General features: G+C 65.2%; 16 protein-coding genes. 9 read left to right on the top strand and 7 right to left on the bottom strand.

Going from position 1 to position 19,432, the window contains the following annotated elements:
* The first annotated feature begins 3 nt into the window (after window positions 1-3).
* Genes B2W55_RS24010 through B2W55_RS23990 form a run of 5 tightly spaced genes read left to right on the top strand, consistent with a single transcriptional unit; the run spans window position 4 to window position 5,482 of the window.
* Window positions 4-756 carry a CpaD family pilus assembly protein gene (locus tag B2W55_RS24010; RefSeq protein WP_024581855.1) on the top strand — a complete coding sequence of 251 codons (753 nt, stop codon included), beginning with the start codon at window positions 4-6 and terminating at the stop codon, window positions 754-756.
* Complete coding sequence (locus tag B2W55_RS24005; protein WP_024581854.1) at window positions 753-2,021, top strand: AAA family ATPase; 1,269 nt, start codon at window positions 753-755, stop codon at window positions 2,019-2,021. Before B2W55_RS24010 ends, B2W55_RS24005 begins: the two co-directional genes overlap by 4 nt.
* A gap of 24 nt (window positions 2,022-2,045) precedes the next feature.
* Window positions 2,046-3,509, top strand: coding sequence for a CpaF family protein (locus tag B2W55_RS24000; protein ID WP_024581853.1), 1,464 nt, complete (start codon window positions 2,046-2,048; stop codon window positions 3,507-3,509).
* Between the two features lie 11 nt (window positions 3,510-3,520).
* Window positions 3,521-4,498, top strand: a complete 978-nt coding sequence (locus tag B2W55_RS23995) for a type II secretion system F family protein (protein ID WP_291532292.1) — start codon at window positions 3,521-3,523, stop codon at window positions 4,496-4,498.
* A 9-nt stretch (window positions 4,499-4,507) separates the two neighbouring features.
* Window positions 4,508-5,482, top strand: coding sequence for a type II secretion system F family protein (locus B2W55_RS23990; protein ID WP_024581851.1), 975 nt, complete (start codon window positions 4,508-4,510; stop codon window positions 5,480-5,482).
* Window positions 5,483-5,668: 186 nt separating this feature from the next.
* Here the strand turns inward: B2W55_RS23990 and B2W55_RS23985 are convergent, their stop codons facing one another.
* Window positions 5,669-6,475, bottom strand: a complete 807-nt coding sequence (locus tag B2W55_RS23985; RefSeq protein WP_024581850.1) for a tetratricopeptide repeat protein — start codon at window positions 6,473-6,475, stop codon at window positions 5,669-5,671.
* Window positions 6,476-6,682: 207 nt separating this feature from the next.
* On the opposite strand from B2W55_RS23985, the gene B2W55_RS23980 reads away from it, so the two are divergent.
* Both B2W55_RS23980 and B2W55_RS23975 read left to right on the top strand, forming a co-directional pair.
* Window positions 6,683-8,062 (top strand): leucyl aminopeptidase family protein, encoded by a 1,380-nt coding sequence (locus tag B2W55_RS23980; RefSeq protein WP_024581849.1) that lies wholly within the window; start codon window positions 6,683-6,685, stop codon window positions 8,060-8,062.
* Window positions 8,055-8,897 carry a C40 family peptidase gene (locus B2W55_RS23975; protein WP_024581848.1) on the top strand — a complete coding sequence of 281 codons (843 nt, stop codon included), beginning with the start codon at window positions 8,055-8,057 and terminating at the stop codon, window positions 8,895-8,897. The genes B2W55_RS23980 and B2W55_RS23975 overlap by 8 nt, the downstream gene beginning before the upstream one ends.
* Before the next feature lie 120 nt (window positions 8,898-9,017).
* Here the strand turns inward: B2W55_RS23975 and B2W55_RS23970 are convergent, their stop codons facing one another.
* From B2W55_RS23970 to B2W55_RS23945, 6 genes are all read right to left on the bottom strand, one after another.
* Complete coding sequence (locus B2W55_RS23970) at window positions 9,018-10,643, bottom strand: ABC transporter ATP-binding protein (RefSeq protein WP_024581847.1); 1,626 nt, start codon at window positions 10,641-10,643, stop codon at window positions 9,018-9,020.
* Between the two features lie 3 nt (window positions 10,644-10,646).
* Window positions 10,647-11,831: an ABC transporter permease gene (locus tag B2W55_RS23965; RefSeq protein ID WP_024581846.1), complete on the bottom strand. Its 1,185-nt coding sequence runs from the start codon at window positions 11,829-11,831 to the stop codon at window positions 10,647-10,649.
* Window positions 11,831-12,940 (bottom strand): microcin C ABC transporter permease YejB, encoded by a 1,110-nt coding sequence (locus B2W55_RS23960; protein ID WP_024581845.1) that lies wholly within the window; start codon window positions 12,938-12,940, stop codon window positions 11,831-11,833. Before B2W55_RS23960 ends, B2W55_RS23965 begins: the two co-directional genes overlap by 1 nt.
* A 3-nt stretch (window positions 12,941-12,943) precedes the next feature.
* Window positions 12,944-14,815 (bottom strand): extracellular solute-binding protein, encoded by a 1,872-nt coding sequence (locus B2W55_RS23955; RefSeq protein WP_024581844.1) that lies wholly within the window; start codon window positions 14,813-14,815, stop codon window positions 12,944-12,946.
* A gap of 17 nt (window positions 14,816-14,832) precedes the next feature.
* Entirely contained in the window at window positions 14,833-16,737 is a 1,905-nt protein-coding gene (locus tag B2W55_RS23950; protein WP_024581843.1) for an extracellular solute-binding protein, read from the bottom strand.
* 215 nt (window positions 16,738-16,952) lie between these two features.
* Window positions 16,953-17,501 carry a c-type cytochrome gene (locus tag B2W55_RS23945; protein WP_024581842.1) on the bottom strand — a complete coding sequence of 183 codons (549 nt, stop codon included), beginning with the start codon at window positions 17,499-17,501 and terminating at the stop codon, window positions 16,953-16,955.
* Between the two features lie 199 nt (window positions 17,502-17,700).
* Between B2W55_RS23945 and B2W55_RS23940 the strand changes: the two genes are divergently transcribed.
* Both B2W55_RS23940 and B2W55_RS23935 read left to right on the top strand, forming a co-directional pair.
* Entirely contained in the window at window positions 17,701-18,441 is a 741-nt protein-coding gene (locus B2W55_RS23940; RefSeq protein WP_024581841.1) for a 3-deoxy-manno-octulosonate cytidylyltransferase, read from the top strand.
* A gap of 78 nt (window positions 18,442-18,519) precedes the next feature.
* Entirely contained in the window at window positions 18,520-19,380 is an 861-nt protein-coding gene (locus B2W55_RS23935) for a prephenate dehydratase (RefSeq protein ID WP_024581840.1), read from the top strand.
* Window positions 19,381-19,432 lie beyond the last annotated feature (52 nt).

Here is a 19,432-nt window from a genome sequence, read left to right as displayed (position 1 = left end):
ACGATGACACAGACCACATCCAGGACCCCCGCCGATTACAAGCGCAGCATCGCCCTCGCCGCAGCGCTGATCGGTCTTGCCATGACGCTTGGTGCATGCCAGCACGACGCCGACAACAGCTTCGCGATGGTGAACGCGCCGGCCGATTATCGCCAGCGTCATCCGATCGCGATCACCGAGGCCGACCGCTCGATCGTGGTCTTCGTCGGCCGCAGCCGCGGCGGCCTGACCGCCGAGCAGCGCGCCGAGGTGATGGGGATGGCGCAAGATTGGATGCGCGAGGGCACCGGCGCCGTCACCGTCGACGTTCCCTACGACACGCCGAACGCACGGGCCGCCCAGGAATCCCTGCGCGAGATCCAGGCCACCTTCACCGCCGCCGGCGTGCCGCCGCGCGGCATCCTGGTGCGCAAGGTTCATCCCGAGGACCCGCGCCAGTTGCCGGCGATCCGGGTCAACTATCCGAAGATCACGGCCACCGCCGGACCGTGCGGCATCTGGCCGGAGGATCTCGGCCCGTCGATCCACAACGGGTCCTACATCGAAAACAAGCAGTACTATAATTTCGGTTGCGCCAACCAGCGTAACCTCGCCGCCATGGTCGCGGACCCGACTGACCTCGTGCAGCCGCGCGCGGAGACACCTGCCTACACGTCGCGTCGCAATATCGCCTTCGACAAATATCGCAAGGGCACCCCCACCGCCACGACGTATCCCGAATCCGACAAGGCCAAGCTAAGCGACACAGGAAAATGATCACCTACGCGCAGCAAAATTCCGAGGAGCAGACGGACGCCACGTCGCAGGCCGTGGACGACCATATCGCTCCGGCGCCACGGGTTTCGGTCCAGGCGTTCTGCGAAACGGTCGAGACCGCTGCCGCCGTACAGTCGGCGGGCGAAGATCGCCGCCTGGCCAAGGCTCACCTCAAGATCCAGATGGGCGGCATGACCGCCGCGATCGAGGCCTATCGTTCGGCACCGACGCCCAACGTCATCATCCTCGAAACCGAGGGCCGCGGCGATATCCTGGCCGGCCTCGACCAGCTCGCCACCGTTTGCGATGCCGGCACCCGCGTGGTCGTGATTGGCCGGATCAACGACGTCACGCTGTACCGCGAGCTGGTGCGCCGCGGCGTCAGCGACTACGTGATCGCGCCGGCCCATGCGATCGACGTGGTGCGCGCGGTCTGCAACCTGTTCTCGGCGCCGGAAGCCAAGGCGGTCGGCCGCGTCGTCGCCGTCGTCGGCGCGAAGGGCGGCGTCGGCGCCTCGACGATCGCCCACAATGTCGCCTGGGCGATCGCGCGCGACCTGGCGCTCGATTCCGTCGTCGCCGATCTCGACCTTGCATTCGGCACGGCCGGCCTCAACTACAACCAGGATCCGGCGCAAGGCATCGCCGACGCCGTGTTCTCCCCGGACCGCGTCGACACCGCCTTCGTCGACCGCCTGCTGTCGAAATGCACCGACCATCTGAGCCTGCTGGCGGCGCCGGCCACGCTGGACAAGGTCTACGATTTCGGCGCGGAAGCCTTCGATGCGATCTTCGATACGCTGCGCACCACGATGCCCTGCATCGTGCTCGACGTGCCGCACCAATGGTCCGGCTGGACCAAGCGCGCGTTGATCGCAGCCGACGACATCCTGATCGTGGCGGCGCCCGACCTTGCCAATCTGCGCAATGCCAAGAACATGTTCGACCTGTTGAAGGCGTCGCGGCCGAACGACCGTGCGCCGCTCTACTGCCTGAACCAGGTCGGCGTGCCGAAGCGCCCGGAGATCGCGGCGGGCGAATTCGCCAAGGCGATCGAGAGCCAGCCGATCGCCGCCATCCCGTTCGATCCGCAGATCTTCGGTTCGGCCGCCAACAACGGCCAGATGATCGCCGAAATCTCCGCCAATCACCGCGCGGTCGAGATGTTCCTGCAAATGGCGCAGCGGCTGACAGGCCGCGGCGAGACCAAGAAGCCGAGGGGGTCCTTCCTGTCGCCCCTGCTCGAAAAGCTGCGGTCCAAATAGTGGTCCGCATGGAGTCAAGACGTCGTGTTTGGTAAGCGTAGCGGAAACGATGGGGACGTGCGGGCACCCAAGCCCGCGTTTCAGACGCCGGAGCCTGCCGGCCCGTCGGCGATGGCGCGCGAGTCCGTCGCCCCGGCGATCTCCTCACCGCCGCTGGCACCGAGCAAGCCGCCGCCTGCTCCCGCCATGGAAGCCCGCCGCTCGGACAACTACTACCAGGTCAAGGCGACGATCTTCGGCGCCCTGATCGAGGCGATCGACCTTGCCCAGCTCGCCAAGCTGGACAGCGAGTCGGCGCGCGAGGAAATCCGGGACATCGTCAACGAGATCATCGCGATCAAGAACATCGTGATGTCGATCGCCGAGCAGGAGGAGCTGCTCGACGATATCTGCAACGACGTGCTCGGTTACGGCCCGCTGGAGCCGCTGCTGTCGCGCGACGACATCGCCGATATCATGGTCAATGGCGCGGGCACGGTGTTCATCGAAGTCGCCGGCAAGATCCAGCGCACCGGCATCCGCTTTCGCGACAACCAGCAGCTTCTCAACATCTGCCAGCGCATCGTCAGCCAGGTCGGCCGGCGTGTCGACGAATCCTCGCCGATCTGCGACGCCCGCCTCGCCGACGGCTCCCGCGTCAACGCCATCGTGCCGCCGCTGGCGATCGACGGGCCCGCGCTCACCATCCGCAAATTCAAGAAGGACAAGCTGACGCTGGAGCAGCTCGTCAAGTTCGGCGCGATCACGCCGGAAGGCGCGACCATCTTGCAGATCATCGGCCGTGTCCGCTGCAACGTGATCATCTCCGGCGGTACCGGCTCGGGCAAGACCACGCTACTGAACTGCCTGACCAACTATATCGAGCACGACGAACGCATCATCACCTGCGAAGACGCCGCGGAACTTCAGCTGCAGCAGCCGCACGTGGTGCGGCTGGAAACCCGGCCACCGAACATCGAAGGCGAAGGCCAGGTCACGATGCGCGAACTGGTGCGCAACTGCCTGCGCATGCGTCCCGAGCGCATCATCGTCGGCGAAGTCCGCGGACCCGAAGCGTTCGACCTGTTGCAGGCGATGAACACCGGCCACGACGGCTCGATGGGCACGCTGCACGCCAACAATCCGCGCGAAGCGCTGTCGCGCTGCGAATCCATGATCACGATGGGCGGCTTTTCGCTTCCCTCACGCACGATTCGCGAGATGATCTGCGCCTCGGTCGACATCATCGTGCAGGCCGCGCGCCTGCGCGACGGTTCGCGCCGCATCACCCACATCACCGAGGTGATGGGCATGGAAGGCGACACCATCATCACCCAGGACATCTTCCTGTACGACGTTGTCGGGGAAGACGCCAACGGCAAGATCATCGGCAAGCATCGTTCCACCGGCATCGGCCGGCCGCGGTTCTGGGAGCGCGCGCGCTACTACAATGAAGAGAAGCGGCTTGCGGCGGCGCTCGACGCCTCCGACTCGCCCGCGCCGGCCTAGGGGTACGCAGGATGCAGACGCAAACCCTCGCCCTCGCCTTCCTCGCCGCCACGACCGTGGGCGGCATCGCCTGGGTCTTCCTGTATCCCTACCTCTCGGGGGAGAAGAAGGCCGAGTCCCGCCGCGCATCGGTGGCGCGCTCGGAGCCTACCACGATACGCACGGCCGACCGCACCCAACGTACGCGACGCGAGCAGGTCGAGGGATCGTTGAAGGAGCTCGAGGCGCGGCGGCAGAAGGACCGGAAAGTCCCACTTGGCTTGCGCATCTCGCAGGCCGGCCTGGAGTGGTCCGAGCAGAAATTCTGGATGATCTCCGGTGCCCTCGGCCTGTTCGGGTTCGTCGCCGCGTTCCTGGCTGGCGGCGGCCTGTTCGGCGCGGCTGGCATCGGCTTTGCCATGGGCCTCGGCGTGCCGCGCTGGCTGCTCGGCTTCCTGAAGAAGCGGCGGGAAAAGGCCTTTCTGAAAGCGCTGCCCGACGCCGTCGACGTCATCGTAAGCGGCATCAAGGCCGGCCTGCCGCTGTTCGAATCGCTCAAGGCCGTCGTCAACGACGCGCCGGAACCGCTGCGCAGCGAATTCCTTGCGATCATCGAGACCCAGGCGATCGGCATGCCGCTCGGCGAGGCCTGTACCCGGCTTTACGAGCGCATGCCGCTGCCGGAGGCGAATTTCTTCGGCATCGTGATCGCGATCCAGCAGAAGTCCGGCGGCAACCTGTCGGAGGCGCTCGGCAATTTGTCGCGCGTGCTGCGCGACCGCAAGAAGATGGCCGAGAAGATCCAGGCGATGTCGATGGAAGCGAAGGCTTCCGCCGCCATCATCGGCTCGCTGCCGCCGATCGTGATGATCCTGGTGTTCCTGACGACGCCGGACTACATCGCCCTGCTGTGGACCAACTCGATGGGGCAACTCATGCTGGTCGCCTGCGCCGTCTGGATGTCGATCGGCGTCTTTGTGATGAAGCAGATGATCAACTTCGATTTCTGACGGTGCAGCATGATTGATGTTCTGATCGCCAAGCTCCACGACGTCAGGTTCATGACCATGCTGCTTGCCTTCATCGCGGCAAGCGCGACGGTCTACACGCTGGTGATGCCGCTGCTCGCCGGCGGCGATCTCAACAAGCGCATGAAGGCGGTCGCCAGCGAGCGCGAGCGTCTGCGGCAGCGCGAGCGCGAACGTCTGTCCAAGACCGAGAAGGTGGCGCTGCGGCAGACGCCAAAGCAGGTCGTCTCCAGGGTGGTCGACGATCTCAACCTCACGAAATGGGTGGCCCAGGAGGCCGCGCTCGAGAAGCTCGTGATGGCGGGTTATCGCGGCCACGCCCCCTATGTGACCTTCCTGTTCGCCCGTGCGGTGACGCCGATCGTGATGCTGCTCGGCGCGATCATCTATACGTTCTTCATCGCGGGCGCGGCCTGGTCGCTCACGCTCAAGATCGGCATTTGCGTCGGCGCGGCATATGCCGGCCTCCAGGCGCCGATGCTGTTCCTGAAGAATGCGATCTCCAAGCGCCAGCTCCAGATCAAGCGCGCCTTCCCCGACTCCCTCGACCTGCTGCTGATCTGCATCGAGTCGGGCATGTCGGTCGAGGTCGCCTTCCGCAAGGTCGCCAACGAGATCGCCGGGCAATCGATCGCGCTGTCGGAGGAATTCGCGCTGACGACCGCCGAACTGTCCTATCTACAGGACCGCAAATCGGCCTACGAGAACCTGGCGCGCCGCACCGGGCTCGAAGGCGTGAAGTCGGTGTGCATGGCCTTGCAGCAATCCGAACGCTACGGCACGCCGCTCGGGCAGAGCCTGCGGGTGATGGCGCAGGAAAACCGCGACATGCGCATGAACGAGGCCGAGAAGAAGGCCGCGGCACTGCCGCCGAAGCTGACCGTGCCGATGATCCTGTTCTTCCTGCCCTGCCTGTTCATCGTCATCCTCGGGCCGTCCTACATCAAGATCGCCACGATGCATTGAGACGCGCCACTAGAGCGTTTTCGAGCGAAGTGGATACCGGTTCGCGTGAAGAAAACGCGTCAAGACAAGAACCTAGATCCCCGTTTCGATTCCATCGGAACGGGACTCTAGGCTCGCGAAAACGCCCGGCAATGCCGGGCGTTTCTTTTGGGTGCGTGAAACTGGAAGCGCGGCGGAGCCGGGAGCTCAATCGTCCTTGGCGACGACCGGCGCGCCGGGAGCAGCGCGCGACGCGGTGCGTGGTCCGTCCTTGCGGTTCAGCATGTCGCGCAGATAGGCGACATTGGCGGCGGCCTCATCCGCCGGCAGGTCGGCCTTGACGATGGTTTCGGCCTCCGCGAAGCGGCCTTGCAGGCCGACGACGAGTGCGAGGTTCTGCCGGATCCGGCTGTCGGCGCGGGCACTGGCATAGGCCTTGCGCAGCGTCTCCTCGGCTTTCGGCAATTCCTTGGTGAGCATGTAGGACAGGCCGAGATTGGACAGCACCGACGGCTCGTCCGGGGCCAGCCGCAGCGCGCTGGCGTAATAACGCCGCGCCTCCTCATGCCGGTTCATCTTGTCGAGCGTGGTGCCCTGCACCGAAAGGATGCGCCAGTCCGGATTGTCAGGGCTGTGCGCGCGGCCGAGCACGTCGAACGCGGCCTGCGAATTGCCGTTGTCGGCCAGCGCGCGGCCATAGGCGGCGAGCAGTGTCTTGTTGCCCGGGTTGGTGATGGTGGCCTGCTCCAGCATGGCGCAGGCCTGGGCGCGCTGCCCGCTCGCGCGCAAGGCCTGGCCGTAGGCGATCGCCGCGTCGACGTCCTTTGGATTCTTGCGATAGCGCTCGCCATAGACCTCGGCGGCACGGCGCGGATCATCGGGCGTGGGATCGGAGCGGGACGCGATCGATCCGGTCACGTCGGACATGGTCTGGCATCCGCCCAGCCCTGCGGCCAGAACTGCCACGAAGGCTGCGGAAGCGAGATGCCGGGTCAAATAGGACTGTCGACGCATGGCACTGTGACTCACGAAATCGGGCGAATGGTTCCAACCGAGCGTGCCAGCAATAGACTGTTAACCCTAACGTCTGGTTAACTGGGCCAGCTCGCAGCCGCCGCGTCCGGTTCCGGCCCCGCACGCGCACGAGCCGCGGGCGCGCTACCATCGACCGCGACAGGCGTGTTAGTCACCAACAACCACGCCAGAACAGCCGAGAGCCGCATGCCATCCGTGTTCGAGACCGCCGCGACGACCGCCGCAACGCCGATCACCTTCGTCACCAAGGCGACCTGGGACGAGATCCGGGGCGCACTGCCGGGGCCGGCACGGCAGTTCGCCGAGGCCAATGGCTTCGAGGCCAAGCCCGGCAAGTCCCTCGCCCTGCCGGCGGCCGATGGCGGCATCGCGCAGGTGCTGTTCGGCCTCGAGGACGCCGACCACAAGGCGCGCGATCCGTTCCGGCCCGGGGCGCTGCCCGGCCTGCTGCCGCCGGGCGTGTACCGTTTTGCCAATGCGCCGCATGACGCAAGGCTCGCCGCGCTCGCCTTCGCGCTCGGCTGCTATCGCTTTGGCCGCTATCGCAAGAACAAGGCACCTGAGACTCGCCTGGTGCCGCCCGATGGCGTCGACGCCGCCGAAATCACCCGGATGGCCGAGGCGGCCGCGCTCGCCCGTGATCTGATCAACACGCCGTCCAACGACATGGGTCCGGCCGAACTCGCGGAGGTCGCGCGCGATCTCGCAACTCGGTTCGGCGCCGCCTTCAATTGCGTCAGCGGCGACGAGCTCGCGGAAGATTTCCCGCTGATCCACGCCGTCGGCATGGCCTCGACACGGGCGCCGCGTTTGATCGATCTGAGCTGGGGCGATCCGGCACATCCGAAGGTGACGCTGGTCGGCAAGGGGGTCTGCTTCGACACCGGCGGGCTCGACCTCAAGCCGTCGAGCGGCATGCTGATCATGAAAAAGGACATGGGCGGCGCCGCCAATGTGCTGGCGCTGGCGCAGATGATGATGGACGCGAAGCTGAAGGTGCGGCTGCGCGTGCTGATCCCCGCGGTCGAGAACGCGGTTGCCGGCAACGCGTTCCGGCCGCTCGACATCTTCAAATCGCGCAAGGGTGTCACCGTCGAGATCGGCAACACCGACGCCGAGGGGCGGCTGGTGCTGGCCGACGCGCTGGCGCTGGCCGACGAGGAGAAGCCCGATCTGCTGGTCGATCTGGGCACGTTGACCGGCGCGGCACGGGTGGCGCTGGGCCCGGACCTGCCGCCGTTCTACACCAATGACGACGCGCTCGCCGACGACGTCGCCGCGCATGCAAGGCGCGAGAACGATCCGTTGTGGCGGATGCCGCTGTGGCCCGCCTATGATTCCTGGCTGGACTCCAAGACCGCCGACATCACCAACGCGCCGTCGGGCGGTTTTGCGGGCTCGATCACCTGCGCGCTGTTCCTCCAGCGCTTTGTCGAGCACGCGCGGAGCTGGCTGCATGTCGACATCTATGGCTGGACGCCGTCGGCGAAGCCCGGCCGGCCCGAAGGCGGCGAGTGCCAGGCCGCGCGCGCAATCTACAAATTGCTGAGCCAGCGCTATGCATGATCCCAGGTTGACCCCGGTCCGCGACGACATCGCGGCAAAGTATCTCGAGGGCAAGGTCAAAGCCGCACGCTTCGTCGAGGGCAAGGTATTCGAGGTCAGCGACGCCATCGCCCCGCTGCGCCGCGCGCCGGCGGCCGACGCCGAACAGATGACGCAAGCCCTGCGCGGCGAGCGTGTCACGGTGTACGATCGCAACGGGGAAGGCTGGGCCTGGGGCCAGCTCGCCGATGACGGCTATGTCGGATGGATTCCCGAGGCCGCGCTGACGGCGCCAGGCGCCGCGCCGACCCACAAGGTGACCGCGCTGCGAACACTGGCGTTTCCGGGCGCCTCGATCAAGTTGCCGCCGGTCGAGGCACTGCCGATGGGGACGAAGCTCGCCATCCTCCGCGAGGACGGTGCGTTCGCGGTCACCCGCGAAGGCTGGCATTTGCCGCGCCAGCATCTCGCGCCGCTCGATGCGATGGCGCCGGATTTCGTCGGCGTCGCCGAGCAATTCGTCGGCACACCGTATCTGTGGGGCGGCAAGTCCAGTCTCGGGATCGATTGCTCCGGTCTGGTGCAGATCGCGCTGACCGCCTCAGGCACCGGCTGCCCGCGCGACAGCGACATGCAGCAGGACGGGCTCGGCCGCGAATTGACGACCGCAGAATCCAGGCATTTGCAGCGCGGCGACCTGATCTTCTGGAAGGGCCACGTCGCCATTATGCGCGACGCGACGACGATCGTGCACGCCAATGCGCATCACATGGCGACCGTGGTGGAGAACACGCAGGCTGCGATTGCGCGGATCAAGGCCGCCGGCAGCGACGTGCTGGCAATCAAGCGGCTTTAGCTTGCACTGTCATTCCGGGGCGACGCGTAGCGTCGAGCCCGGAATCCATTCATCGTCAGAATCCGCGGCCTGATGGATTCCGGGCTCTCGCTTCGCGAGCCCCGGAATGACGAGCATGGGTCACGTCGCGACCGCCCCCTCGCCGTCCGTCTCCAACCGGAACGCGGCGGCGAACAGGGCGCGGGTGTATTCGCTCTTCGGATTCTTGAACAGCTCGGAGGCCGGCCCCTCCTCCTCGACCTTGCCGGATTTCATCACGATCAGATGGCTCGCGAGCGAGGCCACCACGCGCAGATCGTGCGAGATGAACATGTAGGTGAGTTCGCGCTTGCGTTGCAGATCGCGGAGCAGATCGACCATCTGCGCCTGGAACAGCATGTCGAGCGCCGAGGTCGGCTCGTCCAGCACGACGAAATTCGGCTCCAGCACCACCGCGCGCGCGATCGAGATGCGCTGGCGCTGGCCGCCTGAGAATTCATGCGGATAACGGAAGCGCCATTCCGGATCGAGCCCGACATCCTTCAACGCCTTGATCACCCGCGCCTCGCGCTCTTCGCGCGACAGCTGCGGCTGGTGCACCTCGAGGCCCTCGGCGATGATATCGGCCACCGACATGCGCGGGCTGAGCGAGCCGAACGGGTCCTGGAACACGATCTGCATGTCGCGGCGGAACGGCCGCATCTGCTTGAAGCGCAGTCCCTGGATATCCTTGCCGAGGAACACGATCGGGCCATCGGACGAGATCAGCCTGAGCAGCGCCAGCCCGAGCGTGGTCTTGCCCGAGCCGGATTCGCCGACCACGCCGAGCGTCTCGCCCTTGCGCACCGCGAGGCTGACGCCATCGACCGCCTTGATGTGGCCGACCGTCGAGCGCAGCAGCCCGCGCTTGATCGGAAACCAGACCTTGAGATTGTCGGCCGACATCACCACCGGCGCATCGGGCTGCGGCGGCGCCGGATCGGGCTTCGGCTCGGCGGCGAGCAGCGCCTTGGTGTAGGCATGCTTCGGCGCGGTGAAGACCTGCTCCACCGGCCCCTGCTCGACGATCTTGCCATCGTTCATCACGCAGACCGTGTCGGCGATACGGCGGACGATGCCGAGGTCATGGGTGATGAACAAGAGGCTCATGCCGAGCCGTGCCCGGATCTCGGCGAGCAAGGCCAGGATCTGCGCCTGCACGGTGACGTCGAGCGCGGTGGTCGGTTCGTCGGCGATCAACAGATCCGGCTCATTGGCGAGCGCCATCGCGATCATGACGCGCTGGCGCTGGCCGCCGGACAATTGATGCGGATAGCTCTTCAGCCGCGTCTCCGGGTCGGGGATGCCGACCTGGCCGAGCAATTCCAATGTCCGCGCCCGCGCCGTCGCCCCACTAACGCCCCGATGCAGCGACAGGATCTCGCCGATCTGGGTCTCGATGGTCTGGAGCGGATTGAGCGAGGTCATCGGCTCCTGGAAGATGATCGAGATGTCGTTGCCCCGGACCTCTCGCATCTCCTGGTCGGACGCGGTCAGCAAGTCACGGCCGCGGAAGCGGATCGCGCCGGTGGGGTGCGATGCCGCCGGATAGGGCAACAGCTTCAAGACCGACAGCGCGCTGACGGATTTGCCCGAGCCGGATTCGCCGACCAATGCGACGCACTCGCCGCGCTTGATCGAGAACGAGATGCCGTCGACCGCGCGCGAACGGCCGAACGCGACCGAGAGGTCGCTGACGTCGAGCAGGGGCTGGTTGGTCGCGTCCATGCGTCAGCCCCTCGAGAACGTCTTGCGCGGATCGAACGCGTCGCGCGCCGCTTCGCCGATGAAGATCAGGAGCGACAGCATGATCGCGACCGAGAAGAAGCCGGTGAGGCCGAGCCACGGCGCCTGCACGTTGGCCTTGCCCTGCGACAGCAATTCACCGAGCGAGGGCGAGCCAGGCGGCAGGCCGAAGCCGAGGAAATCCAGCGCGGTCAGCGTCATCACCGAGGACGAGACGATGAAGGGCAGGAACGTCATGGTCGCGACCATCGCGTTCGGCAGCAGATGGCGGAACATGATCGTGCCGTTGGAGACGCCGAGCGCGCGCGCCGCCTGGATATATTCGAAGTTGCGGCCGCGCAGGAATTCGGCGCGCACCAGGCCGACCAGCGAGACCCACGAGAACAGCAGGAGGATGCCGAGCAGGATGAAGAAGCCCGGCGGCAGCACCGCCGAGATGATCAGCAGCAGATAGAGCGAGGGGATCGCGGTCCAGATCTCGATCAGCCGCTGGAAGATCAAATCGGTCCAGCCGCCGAAATAGCCCTGCACGCCGCCGGCGGCGATGCCGATGATCGAGGACAGGATGGTCAGCGTCAGGCCGAACAGCACCGAAATGCGGAAGCCGTAGATCAGCCGCGCGACGACGTCGCGGCCCTGGTCGTCGGTGCCGAGCCAATTGTATTCGAGGTCGCGGCAGCCGGTCAGCCCCTTGCGCTTCACCACGTCCGCGCACTGCGCCTCGGTCAGGAGCCAGGTCGGCTTCGATGGCACCGCGGTCGGCGGGTCGAGGTTGCGGCTGTCGTAGGAGTAGCGGATCGGCGGCCAGATCATGCTGCCGCCCTTGGCGGCGATCTGCTTCTGCAAGTAGGGATCGCGATAGTCGGCCGCGGTCTCGAAGTCGCCGCCGAAGGTGGTCTCGGCATAGGTGAAAATCACCGGCCAGTAGAGATGGCCGTCATATTTGACGACCAGCGGCTTGTCGTTGGCAATGAAATTGGCGAACAGCGACGCCACGAACAGCACGACGAAAATCCAGAACGACCAGTAGCCGCGGCGGTTCGCCTTGAAGTTCTGCCAGCGCCGCTTGTTCAGCGGCGACGGCGAGAAGCCGTGGCGCGTCGCGGGCACCGCCTCGCCGAGCGGCGATTGCGTCGTGGTCTCGACCGGCTGGGGCGCGAGCATCGTCATCAGACCTCCCGCGCCTCGAAGTCGATCCGCGGATCGATCCACATGTAGGCGAGATCGGACAGCAGGTTGACCACCAATCCGACCAGCGAGAAGATGAACAGCGTGCCGAACACCACCGGATAATCGCGGTTCAACACGCTTTCGAAGCCGAGCAGGCCGAGGCCATCGAGCGAGAAGATGGTCTCGATCAGCAGCGAGCCCGAGAAGAATGCGTGGATGAACGCCCCCGGGAAGCCCGCGATCACGATCAGCATGGCGTTGCGGAAGACGTGGCCGTAAAGCACCTGGCGCTCGCTGCAACCCTTGGCGCGCGCGGTCATCACATATTGCTTGCGGATCTCGTCGAGGAACGAGTTCTTGGTCAGCAGCGTCATGGTGGCGAAGGCGCCGAGCGCCATCGACACCAGCGGCAACGTCAGGTGCCAGAAATAGTCGATGATCTTCCAATACCAGGGGAATTGCGACCAGCCGTCCGAGGTCAGGCCGCGCAGCGGGAAGATGTTGAGGAACGAGCCGCCGGCGAACAGCACGATCAGGAGGATCGCGAACAGGAAGCCCGGAATCGCGAAGCCGATGATGATCACGGCCGAAGTCCAGGTGTCGAACCGCGAACCGTCCTTCACCGCCTTGCGGATGCCGAGTGGAATCGAGATCAGATAGGTCAGCAGCGTCATCCAGATGCCGAGCGACATCGAGACCGGCAGCTTCTCCTTGATCAGCTGCAACACGCTGACGCTGCGGAAATAGCTATTGCCGAAATCGAACCGCGCGAAATTCCACACCATCAGCGCGAACCGCTCCGGCGCCGGCTTGTCGAAGCCGAACTGCACTTCGAGCTTCTTGATGAAGTCGGGATCGAGGCCCTGCGCGCCGCGGTATTTGGAGTTGACGGCGCCGGACGCTGCGGCGCCCTGGCCGCGCTGCGCACCGAAATCGCCGCCGCCGCCCGACACCCGCGAGGTGCCGCCGGTGTCGGCGCCGTTGATCTGCGCGATGACGCGCTCGACCGGGCCGCCGGGCGCAAATTGCACCACCACGAAGGAGACGAACAGGATGCCGAGCAACGTCGGCAGCATCAGCAGGACGCGTCGGGCGATATAGGCGCTCATCGGCTACTTCGCCTGTTCGAGCTTGGCGGCCTTGGCCGCATCATACCACCAATTGTCGGGCGCACCGACGCCCTGGGTATATTTGGCGAGCTTCTCGGTATGACCGAACTGGTCCCAATAGGCGATCGGATGCGTGTTGCGGTACCATTGCGGCACCCAGTAACGGCCGGCCCGGAAGACGCGGTCGAAGGCGCGGCAGGCGATCGTCAGCTCCTGGCGGCTGTTGGCGCCGATGATCTTCTCGATCAGCGCGTCGATCGCGGGATTGGCGATGCCCGCGAGATTGTAGGAGCCCTTGGTCTTCGCCGCCTGCGAGGAGAAGAACGGCCGCATGCTGTCGCCCGGCGTCGCCGAGAAGCTGAAGCGCTGCATGGTCATGTCGAAATCGAAATCCTCGACACGGGCGCGGTACTGCACCGCGTCGACCAGCCGGAACGTCGCGTCGATGCCGAGCGTTCCGAGATTCTTGATGTAGGGGCCATGATGCGGCTGCAACGAGGGCTCATCGACCAGGAATTCGATGGTGAACGGCTCTCCGTTCGGCAGCTCGCGCTTGCCATCCTTGATGGGATAGCCGGCCTCGCTGAGCAGTTGCACCGCCTTGCGCAACAGCGCGCGATCCTGGCCGGAGCCATCCGACATCGGCGGCACGAAGGGCAGACCGAACACCTCGTCGGGGACCTGGCCGCGAAACGGCTCGAGCAGCACGAGCTCTTCGCGTGACGGCGGCCCCTCCGCCACCATGTCCGAATTCTGGAACGGCGACACCGTTCGCGCATAGGCATCGTACATGATGGTCTTGTTGGTCCATTCGAAGTCGAAGGCGTTGATCAACGCCTCGCGCACCCGCGGCTCCTTGAACTTGTCGCGGCGCATGTTGATGAACCAGCCCTGCGCGCCGGACGGCGTGTCGTCGGGCAGGGTCTCGCGCTTGACGCGGCCATCCTTCACCGCGGGGAAATCGTAGCGCGTCGCCCAGACCCGGGCGGTGAACTCCTCGCGGAACAGATAGCTCTTCGAGGTGAAGCCCTCGAAAGCCACGTCGCGGTCGCGATAGAACTCATAGCGCACGGTATCGAAATTGTAGCTGCCGCGACTGACCGGAAGGTCGGCGCCCCACCAGTCCTTGACACGGTCGAACTCGACGTAGCGGTTGACCTCGAACCGGCCGACCTTGTACGGCCCCGAGCCGAGCGGCGTATCGAGCGTCGATTCATCGAACGCGCGCGTCGCGTAGTAGGCCTTGGAGAAGATCGGCAGGCTCGCGACGAACAGCGGCACGTCGCGCGCACGATCCGGCGCGAAGGTCACGACCACCGTCGCATCATCGGGCGCCTCGGCCTTGACGAAGTCGCGCAGCTGCACCTGGATCAGCGGGTGCCCCTTTTCCTTCAGCGTCGCGAGCGAGAACACGACGTCGTGCGCGGTCAGCTTCGAACCATCGTGGAAACGCGCCTCGGGACGCATGGTGAAGCGATAGGTCAGCTTGTCCGGCGAGATCTGCACCGACTTCGCGGCAAGGCCGTACATCGCGTCGGGCTCGTCATTGGCGCGCGACATCAGCGTCGCGAACGTCATGTCCATGCCCTGCGCACCTTCGCCCTTCAGGATGTAGGCGTTCAGCGAGTTGAAGGTGTAGTAGGACTGATTGTTGCCGCGGACCGAGGGGATGAACGAGAACGCGCCTCCCTTCGGCGCTTTCACATTGACGTAGTCGAACTGCTGGAAATCCGCCGGGTATTTCAGGTCGCCGAACACCGACATGCCGTGCATTTCGGGTCCGTTGTCGGCTGCCGCCGGTGCGACACGCAATCCTGCAGCACTCAACGCACCGATGCCGAGACCGAGTGCGTGCCGACGGGAGAATAGCGCCATGCGCGAATCCTTCGATCTTATGAACGCTTGAGCTTGGCCGCCTTGTCGGCGTCGTACCACCAGAGATTCGGGAATCCCGAGACGCCGTATTTCGGCAGCGGGTCGGGACGGCTGAAGCGATCCCAGTAGACGTAGCGTTGCTTGTCGTAGTTGAAGTGTGGGACGCAATAGAAGTTCCAGAGCAACACCCGGTCCAGCGCCTTGGCGGCGGCGATCTGATCGGCGCGGCTGCCGGCGAAGATGATGCGCTCGATGATGGCATCGACCGCCGGATTCTTGATGCCGGGGAGATTGTTCGAGCCTGGCCGATCGGCCGCCTGCGAGCTGAAATTGTCACGCTGCTCGTTGCCGGGCGAGATCGACTGCGGCCATACCTGGGTGACCATCTCGAAATCGAAATCGCGCACCCGATTCTGGTACTGCACGGTGTCGACGGCGCGCAGATTGACGGTGATGCCGAGACGCTCCAGGCTCGGCTTGTAGAACAGCGCGATGCGCTCCATGCCGGAATCGCCGCTGATGCCGAGGATCTCGACCGTGAACGGCTGGCCGGAGGAATCGACCAGCTTGCGGTCGCGGATCTCGAAGCCGGCTTCCTTCAACAGCCGCGTCGCCTCGCGCAGGTTGGCGCGCACGTTTTCAGGCGTGCCTCCGACCGGATCCTTGTACGGCGTCGTGAAGACTTCCGGCGGCACCTTGTCGCGCACGGTCTCCAGGATCTCGAGCTCCTTGCCTTCCGGCAGGCCGGTCGCCATCAGATCAGGAATGCCGTCGAAATAGCTGGAATCGCGATGGTACTCGCCGGTCGACAGCACGCGATTCATCTCTTCGAAATCGAACGCGTAGTTGAAGGCGCGGCGCAGCCTGACATCGGTGAATTTCGGGCGCCTCAGGTTGAACACCCAGCCCTGCATCCGGCCCTGATTGCGGACGGTGAAGAGCTCCTTGAGCAACCGCTTCTCGCGCACCGGCGGCACGTCATAGGCCGACGCCCATTCCTTCGCGCTGCGCTCCAGGTACCAGTCGAACTGGTCGGCCTTCAGTGCCTCGCGCGCAACCGTGTCGTCGCGGAAATACTCGTAGCGCAGTTCGTCGAAATTGTTCTGCCCGACCGCGATCGGGATATCCTTGCCCCAGTAATCCTTGACGCGCTCGAGCACCACGGATCGGCCGGCGACGAATTCCTTGATCTTGTAGGGACCGGAGCCGAGCGGCGGCTCCAGCGTGCTCGCGGTGACGTCGCGCTTGTTGCCCTGCGCGTCGGAGCCCTCCCACCAGTGCTTGGGCAGGATGATGAGCTGACCGGTGATCATCGGCAGCTCGCGGTTGCCCGGGCTGTCGAAGGTGAACTTGATGTCGCGATCGCCGACCTTCTCGGCCTTGGTGATGTGCCGATAATAGCCGCTGAACATCGGGCTATTGGCCTTCCACGCCTCGAACGAAAAGATCACGTCCTCGGGCGTGACCGGCTTGCCGTCATGCCAACGCGACCCCGGCCGCAGCCGGTAGGTCACGTAGGAGAAGTCATCTGGAAAGGTCGCGCCTTCGGCGAGTTCGCCGTAATACGTGTCCGGCTCGTCGAGCGAGGCTTCCATCAGCGAATCGTAGATGCGGGCGACGGCAGCCGAAACCGTGCCCTTCAAGCCCGCAACCACGAGGTTGAAGCTGTCGTAAGTGCCGGGCTGGAACAACCGCACCACGCCGCCCTTGGGCGCATCCGGATTGACGTAGTCGTAGCGCTTGAAGTCGGCGGGGTATTTGATTTCGCCGTAGGTCGAGAGACCGTGCCGCCATTTCAGCCCGTTCGGGGCATCGTCGGCGAATGCCGGCGTGATCGCCGACAGGCTGGGGTTCAGTCCGAGCGCCGGCGCGATTGCCGCCAGTGCGCTGCCTTGAAGGAGGTGTCGTCGGGTGATCGCCAAATTCGGTCTTCCTGCTTGCAGCCCCGCCTAGATGGGACCCAATATAAGGCAACGGTTCGACAGATTACGTTGCTTTTTCCTCATGATAATTGCCCGGGAACAATACCGCTGCGGCGAAACGTCCCGATAACAAACCCGCGACAGCGGATTCCCCATGCGAAAACGGCCAGGCATTGCCTGGCCGTTTCGTTCGCGGGGTGGCGCGAAGCAAATCGTTACTTCGAGGCAGTTGGGATCGGAGCCGGGTGCTCCGAGTTCGAATTCAGGTAGGCGATGATGTCGGCGCGTTCGCTGTCCTTCGGAACACCGGCGAAGCCCATCGCGGTGCCGGGGATGAAGCCCTTCGGATTGGTCAGGAACTTGTTGAGGTCGTCGAAGGTCCAGGTGCCGCCCTTGCCCTTCATCGCGGCCGAGAAATTGAAGCCGCGGCCTTCACCCCTGGCCTCGTTGACGATGCCGTAGAGGTTCGGACCGACACGGTTGGGGCCGCCCTTTTCGAAGGTGTGGCAGGCGGCGCACTTCTTGGCGGCCGCGGCGCCCTTTTCGACCGAGGCGGTCTGCAACAGCTTTTCGATCGGCTCGGCCGGCGCCGCAGCAGCCTCGCCGCCGGCGCCATGGGACTCTTCCTTCACCGCGATCTCAAATCCCGGCTTCTCCGGCAGCTTCGCGGAAAACACCGATCCGGCGGCAAAGCTCATCACCAGGACGACGATGCAGGTGCCGAGAACCGCACCGAGGATTTTGTTGAGTTCGAAGGAGTCCATTTTCGGTCAGGCTCCGGGCCTTGAATGTCGACTTCAGGCCGGGAATACGGCCGCGGGAAAGACCCGGGAATCGACCTTTCGTGCCTCCCCCAGGCAGGGTTGAGATATCGGTTTGCCCGCGCTCTGGCAACCCGTATAAACGCGCCGAATTCAACCGCCTCCCCGGCAATTTCCGCAGCCCGGACGGGCCCCGACACGAATGACGCAATCCCGTACCTTGGTGCTGATTCCGGCCCGCATGGCCGCCACCCGACTGCCCGGCAAGCCGCTGCTCGATATCGCCGGCGCGCCGATGATCGTCCATGTGCTGCGGCGGGCCGAGGAGGCCGGGATCGGCCGGGTTGCGGTGGCCACCGACACGGCCGAGATCGCGGCCGCGGTGAAGGCCGCGGGCGGCGAGGTCGTGATGACCCGCGCCGACCATCCCTCCGGCTCGGACCGAATTCACGAGGCGATGACGATCCTCGACCCCGGCGGCAGCGCCGAAATCGTGGTCAATCTGCAGGGTGATTTCCCGACCATCACCCCGGACACGATCCGCAGCGTGATGCCGCCGCTGGCGGACTCCGCCGTCGATATCTCGACCCTGGCCTCGCAGATCCATACCGAGGAGGAGGATCAGGCCCCCAGCGTCGTCAAGGCGATCGGCTCCCCGATCGGTGCCAACCGCTTGCGCGCGCTGTATTTCACCCGTGCCACCGCCCCCCATGGCGACGGACCGCGCTATCATCATATCGGTCTGTACGCCTACCGCCGCGCCGCGCTGGAGCGATTCGTCACGCTGCCGCCCTCGCCGCTGGAGCAGCAGGAGAAGCTCGAACAGTTGCGCGCACTGGAGGCCGGGATGCGCATCGACGTCACCATCGTCGACACCGTCCCGCGCGGCGTCGACACCCCGGCCGACCTCGAAACCGCCCGCAGAATACTTTCCAAAGCCTGAGCCGCATCTCTTTGTTGAGCATGATCTTTTCGGAAAACCGGTTTCCACTTTTCCGGATCATGCTCTAAAAAGCCACCCATGACCAAGAAACTGAAAATCGCGTTCCAGGGCGAGCCTGGCGCCAATTCCCATATCGCGATCGTCGAGGCCTATCCCGACGCCGAGCCGATGCCCTGCCCGACCTTCGAGGACGCGCTGGCCGCGATCTCCTCGGGTGAGGCCGATCTCGGCATGATCCCGATCGAGAACTCGGTCGCCGGCCGCGTCGCCGACATCCATCACCTGCTGCCTGCCTCGGGCCTGTTCATCGTCGGCGAATGGTTCTTGCCGATCCGCCACCAATTGATGGCGATCAAGGGCGTCAAGCTCGCCGACATCAAGAGCGTGGAGAGCCACGTCCAGGCGCTCGGCCAGTGCCGGCGCACGATCCGCAAGCTCGGCATCAAGCCGATCGTCGCCGGCGATACCGCCGGCAGCGCCCGCGATGTCTCCGAACGCGGCGACAAGAGCGTGGCCGCGATCGCCTCCCGCCTCGCCGCCGACATATATGGCCTCGACATTCTCGCCGAGGATATCGAGGACGAGGCCCACAACACCACCCGCTTCGTGGTGCTGGCCCGCGAGGCCAAATGGGCCACGCAGGGCTCGGGGCCGCTGGTCACCAGCTTTGTGTTCCGGGTGCGTAACCTGCCCGCCGCGCTCTACAAGGCGATGGGCGGCTTCGCCACCAATGGCGTCAACATGACCAAGCTCGAAAGCTACATGGTCGACGGCAATTTCTTCGCCACGCAATTCTACGCCGATGTCGACGGTCACCCCGACGACCGCGGCCTCGCCTTTGCGCTCGAGGAATTGAAATTCTTCTCGCGCGAATTCCGCATCGTCGGCGTCTATCCAGGCCACCCTTTCCGCGCCACCTTCAGCGAAACGCAGGATTGAGTCGCACGCGCAATCTTTCCCAGCGTCATCCCGGCGCAGGCCGGGACGACGC

It is taken from the genome of Bradyrhizobium sp. UBA2491, assembly GCF_002341725.1.
GTDB lineage: Bacteria > Pseudomonadota > Alphaproteobacteria > Rhizobiales > Xanthobacteraceae > Bradyrhizobium.
Note: the sequence above shows the minus strand (reverse complement) of the source record. Positions and strands in the feature narration are given on the sequence as shown.

What these genes read in the sequence shown, in the direction of transcription:
- B2W55_RS24010 (WP_024581855.1), top strand. Translation starts at nt 4, where the DNA reads ATGACACAGACCACATCCAGGACCCCCGCCGATTACAAGCGCAGCATC.
- B2W55_RS24005 (WP_024581854.1), top strand. Translation starts at nt 753, where the DNA reads ATGATCACCTACGCGCAGCAAAATTCCGAGGAGCAGACGGACGCCACG.
- B2W55_RS23995 (WP_291532292.1), top strand. Translation starts at nt 3,521, where the DNA reads ATGCAGACGCAAACCCTCGCCCTCGCCTTCCTCGCCGCCACGACCGTG.
- B2W55_RS23990 (WP_024581851.1), top strand. Translation starts at nt 4,508, where the DNA reads ATGATTGATGTTCTGATCGCCAAGCTCCACGACGTCAGGTTCATGACC.
- B2W55_RS23985 (WP_024581850.1), bottom strand. Translation starts at nt 6,475, where the DNA reads ATGCGTCGACAGTCCTATTTGACCCGGCATCTCGCTTCCGCAGCCTTC.
- B2W55_RS23980 (WP_024581849.1), top strand. Translation starts at nt 6,683, where the DNA reads ATGCCATCCGTGTTCGAGACCGCCGCGACGACCGCCGCAACGCCGATC.
- B2W55_RS23975 (WP_024581848.1), top strand. Translation starts at nt 8,055, where the DNA reads ATGCATGATCCCAGGTTGACCCCGGTCCGCGACGACATCGCGGCAAAG.
- B2W55_RS23970 (WP_024581847.1), bottom strand. Translation starts at nt 10,643, where the DNA reads ATGGACGCGACCAACCAGCCCCTGCTCGACGTCAGCGACCTCTCGGTC.
- B2W55_RS23965 (WP_024581846.1), bottom strand. Translation starts at nt 11,831, where the DNA reads ATGACGATGCTCGCGCCCCAGCCGGTCGAGACCACGACGCAATCGCCG.
- B2W55_RS23960 (WP_024581845.1), bottom strand. Translation starts at nt 12,940, where the DNA reads ATGAGCGCCTATATCGCCCGACGCGTCCTGCTGATGCTGCCGACGTTG.
- B2W55_RS23955 (WP_024581844.1), bottom strand. Translation starts at nt 14,815, where the DNA reads ATGGCGCTATTCTCCCGTCGGCACGCACTCGGTCTCGGCATCGGTGCG.
- B2W55_RS23945 (WP_024581842.1), bottom strand. Translation starts at nt 17,501, where the DNA reads ATGGACTCCTTCGAACTCAACAAAATCCTCGGTGCGGTTCTCGGCACC.
- B2W55_RS23940 (WP_024581841.1), top strand. Translation starts at nt 17,701, where the DNA reads ATGACGCAATCCCGTACCTTGGTGCTGATTCCGGCCCGCATGGCCGCC.
- B2W55_RS23935 (WP_024581840.1), top strand. Translation starts at nt 18,520, where the DNA reads ATGACCAAGAAACTGAAAATCGCGTTCCAGGGCGAGCCTGGCGCCAAT.